This window comes from Mesorhizobium sp. PL10 (assembly GCF_053714315.1).
In genome coordinates this window covers 236931-253523 of record NZ_JBSKBR010000002.1, presented here as the reverse complement: position 1 = coordinate 253523, position 16593 = coordinate 236931, and the positions used below count along the sequence as shown (strand labels likewise).

Genomic DNA, 16593 nt, shown 5'->3' with positions numbered 1-16593 from the left:
GCCGCGCCGTTCCGGCCAGTTCGATAATTCAAAGGACCGTAAGTCATGACGAACCCAACGCAGCTTCCCGCCGACGGGCTCTTCATCGGCCGCGCCAGATCGAACGATGCTTCGCATCCGCTGGTGGTCACGGCGCGAGACGGTACGATCTTCGACATCACGTCCAGCACCGCTCCCACCGTGCGTGACGTCTGCGAGATGGCCGATCCGGCCGGCTATGTCAGCTCAGCCAACGGCAAAGCGATCGGCTCGCTCGAGGCGATTGCCGCCAACAGTTTTCAGGCCACCCGCGATCCGGGCAAGCCCTATCTGGTCTCGCCCGTCGACCTACAGGCGGTGAAGGCGTCGGGCGTGACTTTCGTCGTCAGCCTGCTCGAAAGGGTCATCGAGGAGCAGGCGCGCGGCTCGGCCGAAAAGGCCGATGCCATCCGCGCCGACATCGCCGGGCTGATCGGCCACGATCTGTCGAAACTCAAGCCAGGTTCGCCGGAAGCGATGGAGATCAAGGCCAAGCTGATCCAGCGTGGCGCCTGGTCGCAATATCTGGAAGTCGGCATCGGCCCCGATGCCGAGATCTTCACCAAATGCCAGCCGATGGCGTCCGTGGGCTTCGGGGCCGATGTCGGATTGCATCCGGTGTCTACCTGGAACAATCCGGAGCCGGAGATAGCCATGATCGCCGCCAGCACCGGCAGCATCGTCGGCGCCACCATCGGCAACGACGTCAATCTCAGGGATGTCGAAGGGCGCTCGGCGCTGCTGCTCGGCAAAGCCAAGGACAACAACGCATCGGCGTCACTCGGTCCGTTCATCCGGCTGTTCGACGCAACGTTCTCGATCGACGACGTGAAGCGGGCCACGGTGCGGCTGAAGGTCGAGGGCGAGGACGGGTTTTCGCTGGAGGGCGCGAGTTCGATGGCCGAGATCAGCCGCTCGCCCGAAGAGCTGGTCGCGGCCGCCATGGGGCCGCACCACCAGTATCCGGATGGGCTGGCGCTTTATCTCGGCACCATGTTCGTGCCGTCGAAGGACCGCGGCGAAAAGGGCAAGGGGTTCACCCACAAGGTCGGCGACATCGTCACCATCTCGTCGGAAAAATTCGGCGCGCTGGTCAATCGCGTGCTTCTGTCGCCCGATTGCCCGCACTGGACCTACGGCGCCAGCCATCTCATGCGCGATCTCGCCAAGGCCGACCTTCTCTGATTTTTTTGAGCGGTGTGACCCTGTTCGGCATCGACGCCACATGGACCCCCTTCATGATCGGTGCCGTGATGCTACTTGCCCTGGCGCTCGACCGGTTGGTCAAGCTGCTGCGGAACCGCCGGGCCGCGCGCCTTCACGAAAATCTGCACGCCTGAGCTTCAGCACCCCCGCCTGCCGGGAAATATCTCCACGAACTGATGCGATCTGATGGGATCGCTGATGGCGTGTTGCATCGCGCCACCATCCATTGGGCGGATGGAGGCTTGCCATCGGCCAGAAAAGAAGATGCTCTGAGCATCCGGGTCGGCGCTGGCAGGAGGATATGATCGGGCCATGGCCCGGATCATCGCCGGACGTGGAGGTCGTTTTTCAACATGGGAGGAAAGCAAATGCTGACGAGGCTACGACTACTCGTGCTTGGCTTGATTGTGGCGCTGGCCATTCCGGCGGCGGCGCAAGCCAAGACATTCTACTGGATTTCGCATGGCGGCCCGGCCGACCCGGTCTGGACCTACTTCCTGGCTGGCGCCAAGCAATGGGCGAAGGATACCGGCAACACTGTCAACACCTCGTTCCACAATGGCGATGTCGCCTCGCAGCAGGAGGCGGTGCGCGCCGCGATCTCGGCCAAGGCCGACGGCATCGTCACCACCAGCCCCGATCCGGGCAGCCTGATCGAGATCGCCAAGGAAGCCAACACCGCCAAGATCCCGATCATCAATTTCAACACACCCGATCCGAAGGCCAGCTTCAACGCCTATGTCGGCGGCGACAACGTCACCTTCGGCAAGCATTGGGCACAGTATCTGGTCGACAAGGGCCTGGTGAAGAAGGGCGACTTCGTCTGGATGCCGGTCGAGATCCCCGGCGCCACCTATGGCGTCCAGGAAGAGGAGGGCATCAAGAGCGTCTTCGAGCCGCTCGGCATCACCTATGAGATCACCGAAGCGACGCTCGACCAGGCCGAAGCCATCAACCGCATGGTCGACTACCTCACCGCCAACAAGGCCAAGGTCAAGGCGATCATCGGCCTTGGCGATCTGGTCACCGGCTCGATCAAGCGGGTGTTCGACCAGGCCGGTATCAAGCCGGGCGAAATCCCGGTCGTCGGCTGGGGCAACTCGCTCGACACCACGCAGGAAGTGCTGACCGGCTACGTTAATGCTGGCCAGTGGCAGGACCCGCAGGCGACCAGCTACGTCGCACTGTCGCTCGCCAACATGGCTGCCTCAGGCATTCCTCCGGGCTTCAATGTCATCACCGGCGCGCTCTATGAAAAGGACACCGCGCAGGTCTACGACGACATCCTGTCCGGCAAGTAATCCAGACCTGGAAAAAGTCGCGACCGCATCGGCGGTCGCGACTATCCTTCCGTTCCGCCGAGCCTTCGCAGACAATGCGAAGGGTCTCAGCCCTTCCCTTCCTGTCGTGGGTTATCAGTGGAAAACCGTTCGCTCATCCAACGCCTGATCGCGAGGCCGGAATTCGGGCCGTTCGTGCTGCTCATCGTCGAAATCGCGGTGTTCTGGAGCATCAACCACGATTTCCTGTCGCCGCAGAACATCTCCAACACGCTGGCCTTCACCGTCGAGCTCGGGCTGATCGCGCTGGCCATGACGCTGTTGATGACATCTGGCGAATTCGACCTTTCGGTCGGCTCGCTGTTCGGCTTCTCGCCGGTGCTGATGTGGACGCTGTTCAACAGCGGGCTGACCTCGCTGGAAGTCGGCTTCCTCGCAGCCCTGCTGGTCGCCGCTCTCATCGGCCTGGTCAATGGCTGGTTCGTCACGCAGCTCAAGATCCCGTCCTTCCTGGTGACGCTCGGCATGCTGCTGGTGGTGCGTGGCACGGCCTTGTTCGTCACCGATGGCTTTCCGCAACGCACCTGGAGCGCGGAAGGCAGCTGGCTCGCCGAAGCGCTGGTCGGCGATTTCTTCATCGGGCCGTTCCGCATCTACATGTCGCTGTTCTGGTTCATCGCGGCGACAGCGATCCTCGGCTATGTGCTGACGCAAAGCCGCACCGGCAACTGGATCCAGGCGGCGGGCGGCAACCCGAACGCGGCGCGCGCGCGCGGCGTCAATGTCAACGGTGTCAAGATCGGCCTGTTCATCCTGTCGTCGCTGATGGCGTCGCTGGCCGGTGTCATCTCTTCGCTGCGCACATCGGCCGCCAACCCCAACAGCGGCACCGGCTATGAACTCGAAGTGATCGCCATGGTGGTGATCGGCGGCACCGCACTGACCGGCGGCCGCGGTACCATCGTCGGCACGGTGTTGGGCATCCTGATCCTGCGCGTCATGCGCAACGGCATCGTGCTGATCGGCGTGCCCGGTCTCGCCTATAACATCTTCATCGGCGCCATCATCCTCGGCATGATGGCGCTCCACTCATGGCTCGAACGCCGGCATCAGGCAGGGACTTGAGAACCATGGCTGAACCGCTCATCCGTATGACCAATATCAAAAAGTCCTACGGGCGCGTGCAGGCGCTCGAGGACGCCAATTTCCATGTCAACGAAAGGGAGATTGTCGGCCTGCTCGGCGACAATGGCGCCGGCAAATCCACACTGATCAAGGTGCTGTCGGGCGCGGTGCCACTGACCAGCGGCGACATCTTCATTCGCGGCAAGAAGGTCAATCTGCGCTCGACCAGCGACGCCATCGCGCAGGGCATCGAGACGATCTACCAGGACTCGGCGCTGGTGACGCAACTGTCAATCGCCCGAAACTTGTTCCTCGGCCGCGAGCCCATCAAGCCACCGCGCTTCTTGAACCGCATGGACCAGGAGGCGATGAATGTGGTCGCACGTGATCTGCTGAAGCAGGTCGGCATCTCCAAGAACATCCCGCCGACGACGCCGATCGGCTCGCTGTCGGGCGGCGAGCGGCAGGCGGTCGCCATCGCCCGCGCCATGCATTTCGACAGCGACCTGATCATACTCGACGAGCCGACCAACAATCTCGGCGTCGCCGAGACGCAAGGCGTGCTGAGCTTCGTGCGCAACGCGCGCGATTCCGGGCATTCCTGCATCTTCATCGCGCACAACATCCATCACGTCTTCCAGGTGGTCGACCGCATCGTCGTCATGCGCCGGGGCAAGGTGGTGGCCGACGACATCGACCCGAAGAAGACCACGGTTGCCGAGGTGGAGCGCATCATCACCGGCATGTCGGACAAGGAAATCCGCGACGCCATCGTTGAAGGCAAGCCATCGCACGGCTGAACCGTCTTCGCGCCGTCTGGCACGGAAACGCATCCGCTCTAACTCGTTGTGGAGCATGATCTTTCGGACAAAACGGTTCCCGTTTGTCCAACAAAACCGGTTCCCACTTTTCGGGATCATGCTTTATGACTGTGACCATGAAAGCCACCGTTTCGGACATAGCCAGGAGTTGCGGCCTGTCGACTGCGACCGTCGACCGGGTGCTGAACAACCGCGCCGGCGCAAGTGCGGCCAACCGGCAGCGGGTGATGGAGGCGGCCAAGCAGCTCGGCTATCTGCCCGTGGTCGACCAGGTGACGCTGCCGTCGCGGCCGGCGCATCTCGAATTCTTCCTGCCGCTCGGCGCCAACGGCTTCATGATCGACCTTGCCGGCCACATCGAGGACTATGCGGCGCGGCTGCCGCTGGTCGCCTCCTGCCGCATCCATAACCTTGCCGGCATCTCGCCCAACGCGCTCCAGGCAGCGATCGAAGACATCTCGCTGAAGGCGAACGGCGTCGGCGTCATCGCCGTCGACCATCCGCGAACGCGCAACATATTGCGCGATGTGGTCGAGGCCGGCATCCGCCTCGTCACGCTGGTCTCCGACGTTCCGGCAGCGCCGCGTTCGGCCTATGTCGGCATCGACAACCGCGTCGCCGGGCGCACGGCGGCGTTGTTGATGGGGCGCTTCCTCGGCGGCCGCCAGGGTCATCTGGCGATGGTCGTGGGATCACGCTCGTATCGCGGGCACGAGGAACGCGAAATGGGCTTCCGCTCGGTGCTGGCAGAAGAGTTTCCCAATTTGACCGTCACCAGCGCCGTCGAGATCAATGATGAACCGGAGGGCAGCTATGCGGCGACGATGCAGGCGCTGCACAACGAGCCGGACCTGCTCGGCATCTACTGCGTCGGCGCCGGACGCTCGGGCGTCGCCAGAGCGCTGCTCGAAACCAGGCCGAAGAAGAAGCCGGTGTTCATCTGCCACGACCTGACCAGGGAAACGCGCGGCTATCTCGTCGACGACCTCGCCGATGTCGTCATCGACCAGAATGCGCGGCTGATTGCCGAGCAATCGGTGATCCGCCTGCTCGGCTCGATCGCGTCTTCCGCGCCCTATCTGACGAAGAAGTTCATCGAGCCGCGGCTGATATTCAAGGAAAACGTGCCGGTGCAGTGAATCTTGCGCTGTGGCGGCTTTCCTATTTGTCCGACAAGTCGGGGTAGCTGCCGCAAATCTGCACAGCAGCTATGCATCTTTTATGGTTGCCGAATCATTAAGCAACTCGTACGTATTGGTTGTCGGCCATCTACTCCTCCCAGATGCGATGCCGGCGTTGAGTGCGGTGCACCTCCTCCCGCGCCGTATTCGAAATCAAGCCCGCTGCCACCTCCTCCCGGCAGCGGGCTTTTTCTTTCCCAAATGAATTTGAAGCCGACGAGCAAGGTCTCGACAAACGGCCGGACTGCTCACCCGGATGGCCAGCGGCGATGCGGATCCGCTGCTGCGCATATGGGAGCAGAGTTCGAAAATTCTGGCCGTCAGTGCGCCCGGAAAGAGCTGATCAGGCTTTCCGCCATACGCACGAACTGCGCGCTGGGGCCTTCGGCGCCCATCGTCTGCACGCTGACGCGCGCGCCTTCGAACAGCAACGACAGCGTGTCGGCGAGAAGCTCGGCCTGACCGATGCCGGCATCGCGGCACAGCGTAACGAGGCGATCACGCTGAGCGCTCTTGAGCTCCTTGATCACGCTCCTCGCCGGATGGTTCGGCTCGGTCAGTTCGACGGCGGCGTTGGCCATGTCGCAGCCGCGACCGTCGGCGGCGAGCATGTCGGCGACCTTGCGGACCCAGGCGTGCAATTGCGCCAGCTTGTCGCCGGGGTGCTCCGCCTCGAACTGATCCCATATCGCGGCGCCCTTGGCAGCCGAAGCGCGCAGGCACTGGATGATGAGTTCGTCCTTGGACTCGAAATGACGGTAGAGCGTCATCTTGTTGGTGCCGGCGGCTTCCGTGATGGCGTCGACGCCGACGCCCTTGATGCCATGCTTGTGAAACATGTCCTGCGCCGTTTCCAGGATTCGATCCCGAGGGCGCACACGATCCGTAATGCCGTCTGCCATCGCAGTCTCCTTGTCTCCCTAAAAATTCGGTTCACCTCTTGACTAGGGTGTTACCGGTCTGTAACTATCCAGATGTTACTTACTGGTAACAGCTATGTCGGCTTCCGTCAATAACAAGGCCGTGAACTGGTCCTGCCAGACCAGGATGGGTGAAAAACTGAAAATCATGCGGCTCCGGCCGGTGAAGTGATGAAAACGGTTCGCGATCATCCGATGCGAATCGCTGGAATGGAGACGCTCCAATGTCGCAGCGCAAGGATTTGACCATCGATGAAGCCATCCGGGATCCGATGATCCGGCTGGTGATGAAGGCGGACCGCGTCAACCCGCGCGCCTTCGAAGCGATGCTGAGGACCGTGGCTGATGAGCAGGGTCTCAGCGGCCCGGCGCCGTCGTCGTACTTTTTGCAGGACCCGGGCTCAGTGCGCAGCAGGCGGCTGGCCCGGTCTGCCCATTCATTTAAAGAGGCATGCGTGTCGTGGTAAATTTTTTCATCAACCGTCCGATCTTCGCCTCGGCGATCGCCATCATCATGGTGCTCGCCGGGACGATTTGTTATTTTCTTTTGCCGGTCTCGCAGTTTCCCGACATCACGCCGCCGCAGGTTGTGGTCAGCGCGCATTATCCGGGCGCCAGTGCGCAAGTGGTTGCCGATACGGTGACGACGCCGCTGGAGCAGCAGATCAACGGCGTCGAAGGCATGACCTACATGTCGTCGTCGAGCTCCAATGACGGCTCCTCGACCATCACCATCACTTTCGATGTCGGCTATCCCCTGAGCACGGCGGCCGTCGACGTCCAGAATCGCGTCTCGCAAGCCGCCTCGTCGCTGCCGGCGATCGTCAACCAGGGCGGTGTGACGATCAAGAAGCAGAACCCGAACTTCGTTCTCATCGTCAACCTGACCTCGCCGGACAATTCGGTCGATCCGGTGGCGCTGTCGAACCTTGCCTATCTGCAGATCGTCGATCCGCTGAAGCGGCTGCAAGGCGTCGGCGACGTGCAGATATTCGGCGAGCGGCGCTATTCGATGCGCGTCTGGCTCGACCCGGACAAGCTCGCCAATCTCGGCATCACCGCCGTCGACGTCCAGAACGCCATCTCGGAACAGAACGTCCAGGTGGCGGCCGGCAAGATCGGTCAGTCGCCGGCGCCCGCCGGCACCGCCTTCGAGATGCAGGTCAATGCCGTCGGTCGCCTGAGCGACCCAAAGGAGTTCGGCGACATCGTCGTGCGCGCCAATACGGACACCGGTTCGCTGGTGCGGCTGCGCGACGTCGCGCGCATCGAACTCGGCGCGCTGCAATATTCATCGTCGGCCTTCTTCGGCAAGGACCCGACCGTGGTGCTCGCCGTCTACCAGATGCCCGGTTCCAACGCGCTCGATCTGCAGCAGCGCGTCAAGGACAAGATGCAGGAGTTGTCGGCCCGTTTCCCGAAGGGCGTTTCCTACGCCATGCACTATGACACGACGCGCTTCGTCTCGGCCTCGATGCATGACGTTTTGATCACGCTCGGCGAAGCGCTGGTGCTGGTCGTGGCCGTGGTGTTCATCTTCCTGCAAAGCTGGCGCACGACGATCATCCCGACCATCGCCATTCCGGTGTCGCTGGTGGCGACGATGGTCGTCATGGAGATGCTTGGCTTCTCGCTCAACATGCTCTCTCTGCTCGGCATGGTGCTGGCCATCGGCCTCGTCGTCGATGACGCCATCGTGGTGGTGGAAAATGTCGAACGACAATTGGAGGCCGGGCTGAAACCTCTGGCGGCGACCAAGGCCGCCATGGCCGAAGTCACCGGACCAATCATCGCCACCACCGCGGTGCTGATGGCCGTCTTCGTGCCGGTCGCCTTCATTCCCGGCGTCTCCGGCAAACTCTACAACCAGTTCGCGCTGACGGTGGCAATTTCGGTCGGCATCTCCGCCTTCAATTCGCTGACGCTCAGCCCGGCGCTGAGTGCCGCCTTCCTGCGCCATCGCGGCGAGACGCAGTTCGCGCCTTTCCGGTGGTTCAACACGGGCTTCGACAAGCTGTCGCATGCCTATGCCCACGGTGTGCGCATCCTCATCCGGCTGCGCTGGATCATGCTCGGCCTGTTCGCGGCCGGACTGGTGGCGACGTACTTCGTCTGGCAAAAACTGCCCTCGACATTCCTTCCGGTCGAGGACCAAGGCTACTTCTTCGTTGTCATCCAGCTGCCTGACGGCGCCTCGCTGGAGCGCACCGACGCCGTGGCGCAGAAGGCACGCGACATATTGCAAGCGACGCCCGGCGTCGACATTGTCGGCTCGATCAGCGGCCTGAACTTCCTCACCAGTGCGGCGCAGTCGAACTCGGCCGTCGAGTTCGCCATCCTGAAGCCCTGGGAAGAACGCGGCCCCGACCAGAGCGCCTCAAAACTCGTCGCCGACGTGCGCGGCAAGCTGATGCAGATTCCGGAAGCCTTCGCGCTGTCCTTCGATCCGCCTTCGATCCCGGGTATCGGCACCACGGGCGGCTTCGAATTCGTCGTCGAGGATCTCACCGGACGCGGCAGCGTGGCTCTCAACGATGCGACGCAAGCCGTGATCGCCGAGGCGCGCAAGCAGCCGGAAATCAATCCACAGCAGCTGTTCTCGCCCTTCTCGACCTCGACGCCGCAGTTCAACTACGACCTCGACCGCAGCAAGGCCAAACTGCTCGGCCTCAACCTGCCCGATGTCTTCAACACGCTGCAGATCTATCTCGGCTCGCTCTACGTCAACGACTTCAACCTGTTCGGCCGGACCTTCCGGGTGACCATCCAGGCTGACAAGGATGCACGCGCGGGTGCCGCCGATATTTCGCGGCTCTATGTGCGCAATGCGTCCGGCGGCATGGTGCCGCTCTCGACGCTGGGCAAGCTGGTGCCGTTTGTCGGCCCGGAAACCGTGCCGCACTACAACAACAACGCCTCGGCCACGATCAATGGCGGCGCTGCCCCCGGCTTCTCGTCAGGCCAGGCAGTGGCCGCAATGGAACGGGCCGCTGCCACCGCTCTGCCCAGGGATTTCGGTTTCGAATGGACCGGCATCACCTTCCAGGAGCTCAAGGCAGGATCGATCGCGTCGGTCGTCTTCGGCCTCGCCATCGTGTTCGTCTTCCTGATCCTGGCGATGCAGTATGAAAGCTGGGCGATGCCGTTCATGGTGCTGCTGGCGGTGCCACTGGCCCTGTTCGGTGCCTTCGCAGCCCTGTTCCTGCGTGGCATGCAGATCGACGTCTACTCGCAGATCGGCTTCGTCATGCTGATTGGTCTGGCGGCCAAGAACGCGATCCTGATCGTCGAGTTCGCAAGGCGACGGCGCGAGGAAGGCTTGAGCATTGTCGACGCGGCGATGGAAGCCGCGCGGCTCCGGCTGCGGCCGATCCTGATGACCGCCTTCGCCTTCATCCTCGGCGTGCTGCCGCTGATGTTTGCGACGGGTGCGGGTGCTGCAAGCCGGCAGTCGATCGGCACCACCGTCTTCGGCGGCATGGTCGCAGCGACAATCCTGTCGCTGGTGTTCGTGCCGGTCTTCTACGCGGTGATCGAACAGCTGCGCGAACGCCGCGAGCGCAGCGAACCTGCCGCACATGACCGGGACCATAGTGACCAGGACAATAATGAACCGACTGCCGAACCAGCGCCCGTGCGACTGGCCGAAGCAGCCGAATAGAATTGGAGACCAAAATGCGTAAATGGAAAATAGCTTTGGGAACGGCCGTCGCCCTGGGGGCGATCTCGGTGGCAAGCGTTCATTTCCTCGACATGGCCAATCTGAGCCTCAATGCCGGAACGGCGGCAGCGAAGCCGGCGCAAGCGGCATTCGTCATGCCGGTGCCGGTGGCAAGCGTGGTCAAGAAGACGATCCCGATCTATCTCGACTACGCCGCCCGCATCGAACCGATCCGCAGCGTCACCTTGCAGGCCCGCGTGCCCGGTTACCTCGAGGAACAGACGGCTGAGGACGGCGCGGACGTGCGCAAAGGCGACCTGCTCTACAAGATCTCGCCTGATGACTTCCGGGCGGCTCTCGACCAGGCCAAGGCCGAGGTCCAGCGCGACCAGGCGAGCCTCGACTATGCACGTTCCAACCTCGGCCGCGGCTCCGAACTCGCCAAGAGCGGCTACCTGGCCAAGGATGGGTTCGACCAGCGCACCAGCACCTTGCGCCAGGCCGAGGCCTCGCTTGCCGTCAACCAGGCCGCGGTGCGGACGGCCGAGCTCAATTTGAGCTATGCCGAAATCCACGCGCCGTTCGCCGGCCGCGTCGGACGCAACCAGGCCTCGGTCGGCACGCTGGTCAGCGTCGCCGGCACGGTGCTGAACACGCTGGTGCAGCTCGACCCGATCTACGTCACCTTCAATCCGAGCGAGACCGACCTGGCCGAGATCGAGCAGGCCCGCGCGGCCGGCCCGATCGAGGTCGAGGTGCTGCTGCCTGGCCAGACCGAAGCCAGCCAGAAGGGCGAACTCACCTTCATCGACAACACGGTCGACCACTCGACCGGCACGATCACGGCGCGCGCCACCATCGGCAATGCGAAATTCTCGCTGCTGCCGGGCCAGTATGTGCGCGTTCGGCTGCACATCAAGCAGCTGCCCGACGCGCTGATGGTGCCGCAGGTGGCGCTGGGTTCGAGCCAGCTCGGCAAATATGTCTATGTCGTCGGCAAGGGCAACACCGTCGACCAGCGGATCGTGTCGCTTGGCGCGACCAGTGGCGACCTCGTAGCCGTCCTCAGCGGCGTTGCCGAAGGCGACCAGGTGATAACGGGCAATCTGCAGAAGATCGGACCAGGAATGCCGATCTCGCCCTTGCCCCAGGAAAAACCGGCCAGCTGATAACCCCCATCGGCCCCGGTTCTGTGACGCCCTCGGCACCCACGCCGAGGGCGTCGTTTTTATGGAACGTTTCCCCGACTTGCCGCCAGCAGTGCGACAAGCCCGGCAATGTCGGCGCGCTCGGCCTTTGCCGGCAAGATGAAGGCGCAATAGGGCTGGCCGAGCCGGACGGACACAGGCGAGAGGGCGATCAGGCGGCCCGCCTCTAGATCGGCGCTAGCCATCGTCCGCTGGCCGAGCGCTACCCCCAGCCCCAGCCTTGCCGCCGATATCGCCAGGCTGGACAGGCCGACACGGCGGCCATGCGAGGGGTCGGGCGCGCGGTTGCCGCCGACGGCAGCGAACCAGTCCGCCCAGCTTGGATGCGAGGCGTAGTTCGGACCCCAGTTGGTGTGGATGAACTGGCTTTCATGCATATCCGCCAGGACGTTGCCGTGGTGCTTGAGGAAATCGGGCGACGCGACCGGCAGCACCTCGTCATGTACCAGACGCACCATCCGCAGCGCCGGATAGTGATAGTCGCCATAGGAGATGCGCAGGTCGATGTTCTGGCGGACGACATCGACCGGATCGTCCTCAACGCGGATGTCGATCGCCATTTGCGGGAAGCCGTCGAGCAGTTCTGCCAGCCGGGGCGCCAGCCACAATTCGGCCAGCGAGAACGGTACGCTGACGACGAGACGGGGCCGCACACCACCTTCCAGCATGCGCCGGCCAACCGCCGCTATGTCGCCCAATGCCTTCGCCGTCTGCGGGTAGATGGCATGGCCGGCATCGGTGAGCGTGATGCGGTTGCCGTTGCGCACGAAAAGCTGCTTGCCGAACCAGCTTTCAAGATTGCGGATCTGCTGGCTGACGGCGGCGGACGAGACGCCGAGTTCGGTGGCGGCGAGCGTGAAGGAGCCGGCGCGCGCGGCGACCTCGAAGGCCCGCACGGCGTTCAAAGGCGGGAGCTTCTCCATGCCGCTTCCTCAATTTTTTCTTGTGCGACTCTAATAATTTTGCGCGTTGAGAGAAAGATTTTTTTGTCGTCTTCTGGCTTCGAAACCGGAGCACATAAGCCATGAAAGACATTCTCGATCTCGACCGCTATCCGCTCGACCGCGAAGGCAGCCCCGAATGGCAGCGCCTGGTGGACACCTCCGTCGCCGCGCTGGAAGCCGACGGCATGTTCAACCTCGAAGGGTTTTTGCGGTCCGGCGTCGCCGAGAAGGCGGTTCAGCAAATCCAGCCGGTGATGGCGGCGCGCTCGCATGTGCACAAGCGCATGCACAACATCTATTTCAAGCCGGACCTTCCCGAACTCGCTCCGGATCACCCTGCCCTGCGCAAGGTCGAGACCATCAGCCACACGGTCTGTGCCGACCAGATCCCCGGCAGCACTGTGCTTGCCATCTATGAATACGAGCCGTTGCTGCGTTTCCTGGCGGCGGCGATGGGCAAGAGCCGGCTGCATGTCATGCAGGATCCGCTGGCGCGCACCAATGTCATGGCCTATCGCGCCGGCGAAGCGCTGAACTGGCATTTCGACCGTTCGGAATTCACCACCACGCTGTTGCTGCAGGCGCCGGAACAGGGTGGCGAGTTTGAATACCGCACCGATCTGCGGTCGGACGACAATCCGAACTATGACGGCGTTGCAAAGCTGCTCGAGGGGCGCGATCCCGAGGCGAAGATCCTGCGCCTGAAGCCAGGTACGCTGAATGTCTTTCGCGGCAAGAACACCGCGCATCGCGTCACCACAGTGCAGGGCGAGCGCGAGCGGATGATCGCGGTGTTTTCTTACTATGAGAAGCCCGGTGTGGTGTTCAGCGACGAGGAGCGAGTCGGCTTCTACGGCCGCGCAGCTTGAGGCCGAAAGGCTGAGGCGCCACCCCGGCTACAAGAATCCCGAAATGGCACTTGTAGGATTGTCGACAATCTGCTTGTCTTATTCCCGGCTTTCACTGGAGTGGCGACATGGCCAAGCTGGATTTCAGTCCGATCGCGGATACGACACGGCGGGCCGAGATCGTCGCGCTGCTCAGGCGCGCGATCCTGACCGGGCAATTGGAGCCGGGCCAGAAACTCAACGAACTCAGGATCGCCGAGCAGATGCGGGTCAGCCGCGCGCCGTTGCGCGAGGCGATGCGCGAGCTGGTGCAGGAAGGCATCCTCACCAGCATCCCCTATGCCGGCACGTTCGTCATCGACGTTACTGCCAAGGACATTGACGACGCCTATTCGCTGAACAAGGTGCTCGACGAGTTCGCCATCGAGCGGACATGGAAGCTGCGCGACCAACGCTTCTTCGACGAGCTCGACCGCCGCCACGAAGCGGTGAAGCAGGCGACGCGCGCGCGCGACACCACGCGCCAGATCGAGACCGCGCTGCAACTGCACGGGCTGATTTATGAATGGGCCGACAATTCGGTGCTTCTGGAGACATGGCAGCGGCTGACCAGCCGGCTGCAAATGTATTTCGCCCTGCACCAGCAGGCGCGCAAGGAAGCAGTGCCCGCCGAAGACGTCCACGAGACCTATGTGCGGCTGCTGAAGGGCGCCGACATGCGCGCCGCCCAGCGCCACGCCCGCGAACACATCGACCTCGATTTCGAGGAACTGCTTGCCTATGCGCGCGGCCTCGAACAGCGGACATCGAAGGGCGATTGAAGAGTTCCTACAGCAAGAGACAACGGACAAACACAGTGCAGATCAAGAACATCAAGGCCTATCATGTTGTGCAGCCCTTCGTGGACGGGCCTTACCGCATGTCCAAGGGGCGGGTTGCCGACTGTTTCGACGCGGTGGTCGTCGCCATCACCTCCGACAGCGGTGTGACCGGCTGGGGCGAGATGGCGCCGCTCGGCAATTTCTATTCGGCCGCGTTTCCGGCGGGAACGCGCGCGGGTGTGCCGGAAATCGCTCCGCACCTGATCGGCCAGGATCCGCGCGGGCTGGCCGGCATCGGCAGGCTGATGGACACGGTGTTCAAAGGCCATCCCTACATCAAGTCGGCGCTCGACATGGCCTGCTGGGATCTGGCGGCGCGCGCCGCCGACGTGCCGCTGGTGACCATGCTCGGCGGCCGCGAGGGCGAGATGGCCGAGACCTACCGCGTCGTCACCCATGGCACGCTCGACCAGATGGCGGCGCTGGCCAAACGGATCATCGCCGAGGGCTGCCGCCGCCTGCAGGTCAAGGTCGGCGGCAATGTGCATGACGACATCGAGCGGGTAACGACAGTCGCCGCAGCCGTGCCCAAAGGCACTGTCATTTTCTGCGACGCCAATGCCGGCTGGACATCCTATCAGGCGCGTCAGTTCGCCGACGCCACGCGCGGCATCGACTACACGTTCGAGCAGCCCTGCACGACGATCGAGGAGAACATGGCGGTGCGCCGCATGCTGGACAAGCCGATGGTGCTGGACGAAAGCGTCATCTCGCTGGAAGCGATGCTGGAGATCCATCGCCTGGGCGCGGCCGACGGACTGACGCTGAAGATCTCGCGACTGGGCGGCGTGACCAGGACAAGGCAGATCCGCGACATCGCCGTCGACCTCGGCTTCATGATCACCGTCGAGGATACAGGCGGCGCCGAGATCGATACGGCGGCCATGGCGCACCTATCGCTGTCGACGCCGGCCGAGCGCCGGCTGCATGCCATCGCCTTCCATGAATGGGTCACGGTTCGCACGGCTAGGAACGCTCCGCCGGTCACCGGCAGCCATATGGGCATTCCCGACGGACCCGGCCTCGGCATCGACGTTGACCCTAGCCTGCTCGGCGAGCCCTTCTTCGAGATCGGCTGAGATGAAAATCCGTCGCATCAAGGCAACACCGATCAATTACCGGCTCGAGGCCCCTTACGTCTGGGTGTTCGGCGAACTCGACGGGTTCTCGCCGACCATCGTCGAGGTTGAGACCGAGGACGGGCTGGTCGGCATCGGCGAAGCCCCGACGCCAGGCGCCGCAGCGATCATCAACGATGTGCTGGCGCCACGGCTGGTAGGCCGCGACGCCTTCGACATTGCCGGCGCCGAGGAGGTCTGCCTGCCCTTCTGGAGCGGCGTGCAGTCGATCAATGACCGCATCCGCATCATGGCCTTCGGCGCCATAGAGGTGGCGCTGTGGGACCTGCGCGGCAAGGCGTGGAAGCAGCCGCTCTACCAGCTGCTCGGCGGCGCTGTGCGCAAGGACATTCCCTTCACCGACTATTTTTCGCTGCGCGGCGATGGTGCGGACGTGAAGGGTGAGAAGACGCCGGAAGAAGTCGCCGACTATTGCGTCGAACTCAACGAGCGCTTCGGCACCACCTTTTTCGAAGGCAAGTTCTCGACGCAGGATCCGAAAATCTCGCTGAAGATGGTCGAGCTGATCCGCCAAAAACTCGGCGACGATGTGATGATCCGCATCGATTCCAACCAGGCCTATTCGCTGGCCACCGCCAGACAATTGGCACGACCGCTGGAGGAGCTTGACGTGCGCAACTGGGAGGATCCGGTGGCGAGCATCGAAGAGATGCGCGAACTGCGCCGGCATTGCTCTATCCCGTTCTCGACCCACAACATCGACATTGCCCGCGCCATGGAGCTGAAGGTTCCTGACGCCTTCGTCGGCAACCCGACCGCGCATGGCGGCATCGGCCGCATGCAACGCTTCGTCGGCGCCTGCGAGCATGCCGGCATCGACTACTGGTGCTACAGCGGCGACACCGGCGTCGGCAGCGCCTGCTACCTGCATCTGTGCGCAGCACTTGGCTGGATCCGCGAGCCCAACCAGTCGCTGTTTCGCATGCAGCCCATGGATATTATCGAGGAAGGGCCGTTCGCCCCGAAGAACAATGTCGTGCCGGTGCCGGAAGGCCACGGCCTCGGCGTGACGCTGTCGCAGGACAAGCTTGCCGCCTGCCATCGCGACTTCGTCCTGAAGGGGCCGTGCAACAAATATCACGATCCGGAAAAGCCCGGCACCTATCGCCGGCTGCCGTTGAGCTAAGCGGGTTTCGGTTCGGATTTTGCGTCAAAACAACGAGGAGTGATCACACAAGCCGACAAGAGACGGATACAACAACAGAAGCCTGCGCTCGTTGCAACGATCACAAGCGCGCGGGACGAACGGGTAAAAAGCAGATGCCTCGCAAAGTCCGGCCCTTCCCCATTATGGACCGGATGAACCGCGGAAAATCGCATGCTACAGTCCCGGCCGAGAGACATTGTTGACGCCCGGGACA

Annotated in this window: 15 protein-coding genes; 13 read left to right on the top strand and 2 right to left on the bottom strand. The window is 63.0% G+C overall.

The annotated features are described in order from the left end of the window. Positions 1 to 45: 45 nt before the first annotated feature. The 6 genes from ACWGTO_RS04745 (at position 46) to ACWGTO_RS04720 (ending at position 5589) form a co-directional block, all read left to right on the top strand. Positions 46 to 1203, top strand: coding sequence for a fumarylacetoacetate hydrolase family protein (locus tag ACWGTO_RS04745; protein WP_454573707.1), 1158 nt, complete (start codon positions 46 to 48; stop codon positions 1201 to 1203). A 14-nt stretch (positions 1204 to 1217) separates the two neighbouring features. Next, a complete protein-coding gene (locus tag ACWGTO_RS04740; RefSeq protein ID WP_454573706.1) occupies positions 1218 to 1358 on the top strand; it encodes a hypothetical protein in 141 nt (46 codons plus the stop codon). A 234-nt stretch (positions 1359 to 1592) separates the two neighbouring features. Beyond that, the gene (locus ACWGTO_RS04735; protein WP_112565674.1) at positions 1593 to 2525 is read left to right on the top strand and encodes a substrate-binding domain-containing protein; all 933 of its coding nucleotides are present in this window, start codon (positions 1593 to 1595) and stop codon (positions 2523 to 2525) included. Between the two features lie 117 nt (positions 2526 to 2642). Next, positions 2643 to 3629: an ABC transporter permease gene (locus ACWGTO_RS04730; protein WP_454573705.1), complete on the top strand. Its 987-nt coding sequence runs from the start codon at positions 2643 to 2645 to the stop codon at positions 3627 to 3629. 5 nt (positions 3630 to 3634) lie between these two features. Beyond that, positions 3635 to 4429: an ATP-binding cassette domain-containing protein gene (locus ACWGTO_RS04725; protein ID WP_112565680.1), complete on the top strand. Its 795-nt coding sequence runs from the start codon at positions 3635 to 3637 to the stop codon at positions 4427 to 4429. Positions 4430 to 4566: 137 nt separating this feature from the next. Continuing rightward, complete coding sequence (locus ACWGTO_RS04720) at positions 4567 to 5589, top strand: LacI family DNA-binding transcriptional regulator (RefSeq protein WP_454573968.1); 1023 nt, start codon at positions 4567 to 4569, stop codon at positions 5587 to 5589. Between the two features lie 362 nt (positions 5590 to 5951). Here ACWGTO_RS04720 and ACWGTO_RS04715 read toward each other — a convergent pair whose 3' ends face one another. After that, positions 5952 to 6533 carry a TetR/AcrR family transcriptional regulator gene (locus ACWGTO_RS04715; protein ID WP_454573704.1) on the bottom strand — a complete coding sequence of 194 codons (582 nt, stop codon included), beginning with the start codon at positions 6531 to 6533 and terminating at the stop codon, positions 5952 to 5954. A 242-nt stretch (positions 6534 to 6775) separates the two neighbouring features. Between ACWGTO_RS04715 and ACWGTO_RS04710 the strand changes: the two genes are divergently transcribed. From ACWGTO_RS04710 to ACWGTO_RS04700, 3 genes are read left to right on the top strand one after another with little or no spacing between them, the layout of a single operon-like run. Continuing rightward, positions 6776 to 7018 (top strand): hypothetical protein, encoded by a 243-nt coding sequence (locus ACWGTO_RS04710; protein WP_454573703.1) that lies wholly within the window; start codon positions 6776 to 6778, stop codon positions 7016 to 7018. After that, positions 7003 to 10212, top strand: a complete 3210-nt coding sequence (locus ACWGTO_RS04705) for an efflux RND transporter permease subunit (protein WP_454573702.1) — start codon at positions 7003 to 7005, stop codon at positions 10210 to 10212. The genes ACWGTO_RS04710 and ACWGTO_RS04705 overlap by 16 nt, the downstream gene beginning before the upstream one ends. A gap of 14 nt (positions 10213 to 10226) precedes the next feature. Further along, positions 10227 to 11381, top strand: a complete 1155-nt coding sequence (locus tag ACWGTO_RS04700; protein ID WP_454573701.1) for an efflux RND transporter periplasmic adaptor subunit — start codon at positions 10227 to 10229, stop codon at positions 11379 to 11381. Between the two features lie 59 nt (positions 11382 to 11440). Here the strand turns inward: ACWGTO_RS04700 and ACWGTO_RS04695 are convergent, their stop codons facing one another. Continuing rightward, a complete protein-coding gene (locus ACWGTO_RS04695; protein ID WP_454573700.1) occupies positions 11441 to 12343 on the bottom strand; it encodes a LysR substrate-binding domain-containing protein in 903 nt (300 codons plus the stop codon). 101 nt (positions 12344 to 12444) lie between these two features. Between ACWGTO_RS04695 and ACWGTO_RS04690 the strand changes: the two genes are divergently transcribed. The 4 genes from ACWGTO_RS04690 (at position 12445) to ACWGTO_RS04675 (ending at position 16358) form a co-directional block, all read left to right on the top strand. Then, positions 12445 to 13233: a HalD/BesD family halogenase gene (locus ACWGTO_RS04690; RefSeq protein ID WP_454573699.1), complete on the top strand. Its 789-nt coding sequence runs from the start codon at positions 12445 to 12447 to the stop codon at positions 13231 to 13233. A 107-nt stretch (positions 13234 to 13340) separates the two neighbouring features. Next, positions 13341 to 14033, top strand: a complete 693-nt coding sequence (locus tag ACWGTO_RS04685; RefSeq protein ID WP_454573698.1) for a GntR family transcriptional regulator — start codon at positions 13341 to 13343, stop codon at positions 14031 to 14033. A gap of 35 nt (positions 14034 to 14068) precedes the next feature. Next, positions 14069 to 15172, top strand: a complete 1104-nt coding sequence (locus ACWGTO_RS04680) for a mandelate racemase/muconate lactonizing enzyme family protein (RefSeq protein ID WP_454573697.1) — start codon at positions 14069 to 14071, stop codon at positions 15170 to 15172. A 1-nt stretch (position 15173) separates the two neighbouring features. Next, positions 15174 to 16358, top strand: coding sequence for a mandelate racemase/muconate lactonizing enzyme family protein (locus ACWGTO_RS04675; protein ID WP_454573696.1), 1185 nt, complete (start codon positions 15174 to 15176; stop codon positions 16356 to 16358). Positions 16359 to 16593 lie beyond the last annotated feature (235 nt).

Bases quoted from the DNA above. Each gene is read 5' to 3' on its own strand.
- ACWGTO_RS04695 (WP_454573700.1), bottom strand. From the start codon at position 12,343: ATGGAGAAGCTCCCGCCTTTGAACGCCGTGCGGGCCTTCGAGGTCGCC.
- ACWGTO_RS04745 (WP_454573707.1), top strand. From the start codon at position 46: ATGACGAACCCAACGCAGCTTCCCGCCGACGGGCTCTTCATCGGCCGC.
- ACWGTO_RS04735 (WP_112565674.1), top strand. From the start codon at position 1,593: ATGCTGACGAGGCTACGACTACTCGTGCTTGGCTTGATTGTGGCGCTG.
- ACWGTO_RS04725 (WP_112565680.1), top strand. From the start codon at position 3,635: ATGGCTGAACCGCTCATCCGTATGACCAATATCAAAAAGTCCTACGGG.
- ACWGTO_RS04690 (WP_454573699.1), top strand. From the start codon at position 12,445: ATGAAAGACATTCTCGATCTCGACCGCTATCCGCTCGACCGCGAAGGC.
- ACWGTO_RS04700 (WP_454573701.1), top strand. From the start codon at position 10,227: ATGCGTAAATGGAAAATAGCTTTGGGAACGGCCGTCGCCCTGGGGGCG.
- ACWGTO_RS04720 (WP_454573968.1), top strand. From the start codon at position 4,567: ATGAAAGCCACCGTTTCGGACATAGCCAGGAGTTGCGGCCTGTCGACT.
- ACWGTO_RS04710 (WP_454573703.1), top strand. From the start codon at position 6,776: ATGTCGCAGCGCAAGGATTTGACCATCGATGAAGCCATCCGGGATCCG.
- ACWGTO_RS04705 (WP_454573702.1), top strand. From the start codon at position 7,003: ATGCGTGTCGTGGTAAATTTTTTCATCAACCGTCCGATCTTCGCCTCG.
- ACWGTO_RS04675 (WP_454573696.1), top strand. From the start codon at position 15,174: ATGAAAATCCGTCGCATCAAGGCAACACCGATCAATTACCGGCTCGAG.
- ACWGTO_RS04715 (WP_454573704.1), bottom strand. From the start codon at position 6,533: ATGGCAGACGGCATTACGGATCGTGTGCGCCCTCGGGATCGAATCCTG.
- ACWGTO_RS04685 (WP_454573698.1), top strand. From the start codon at position 13,341: ATGGCCAAGCTGGATTTCAGTCCGATCGCGGATACGACACGGCGGGCC.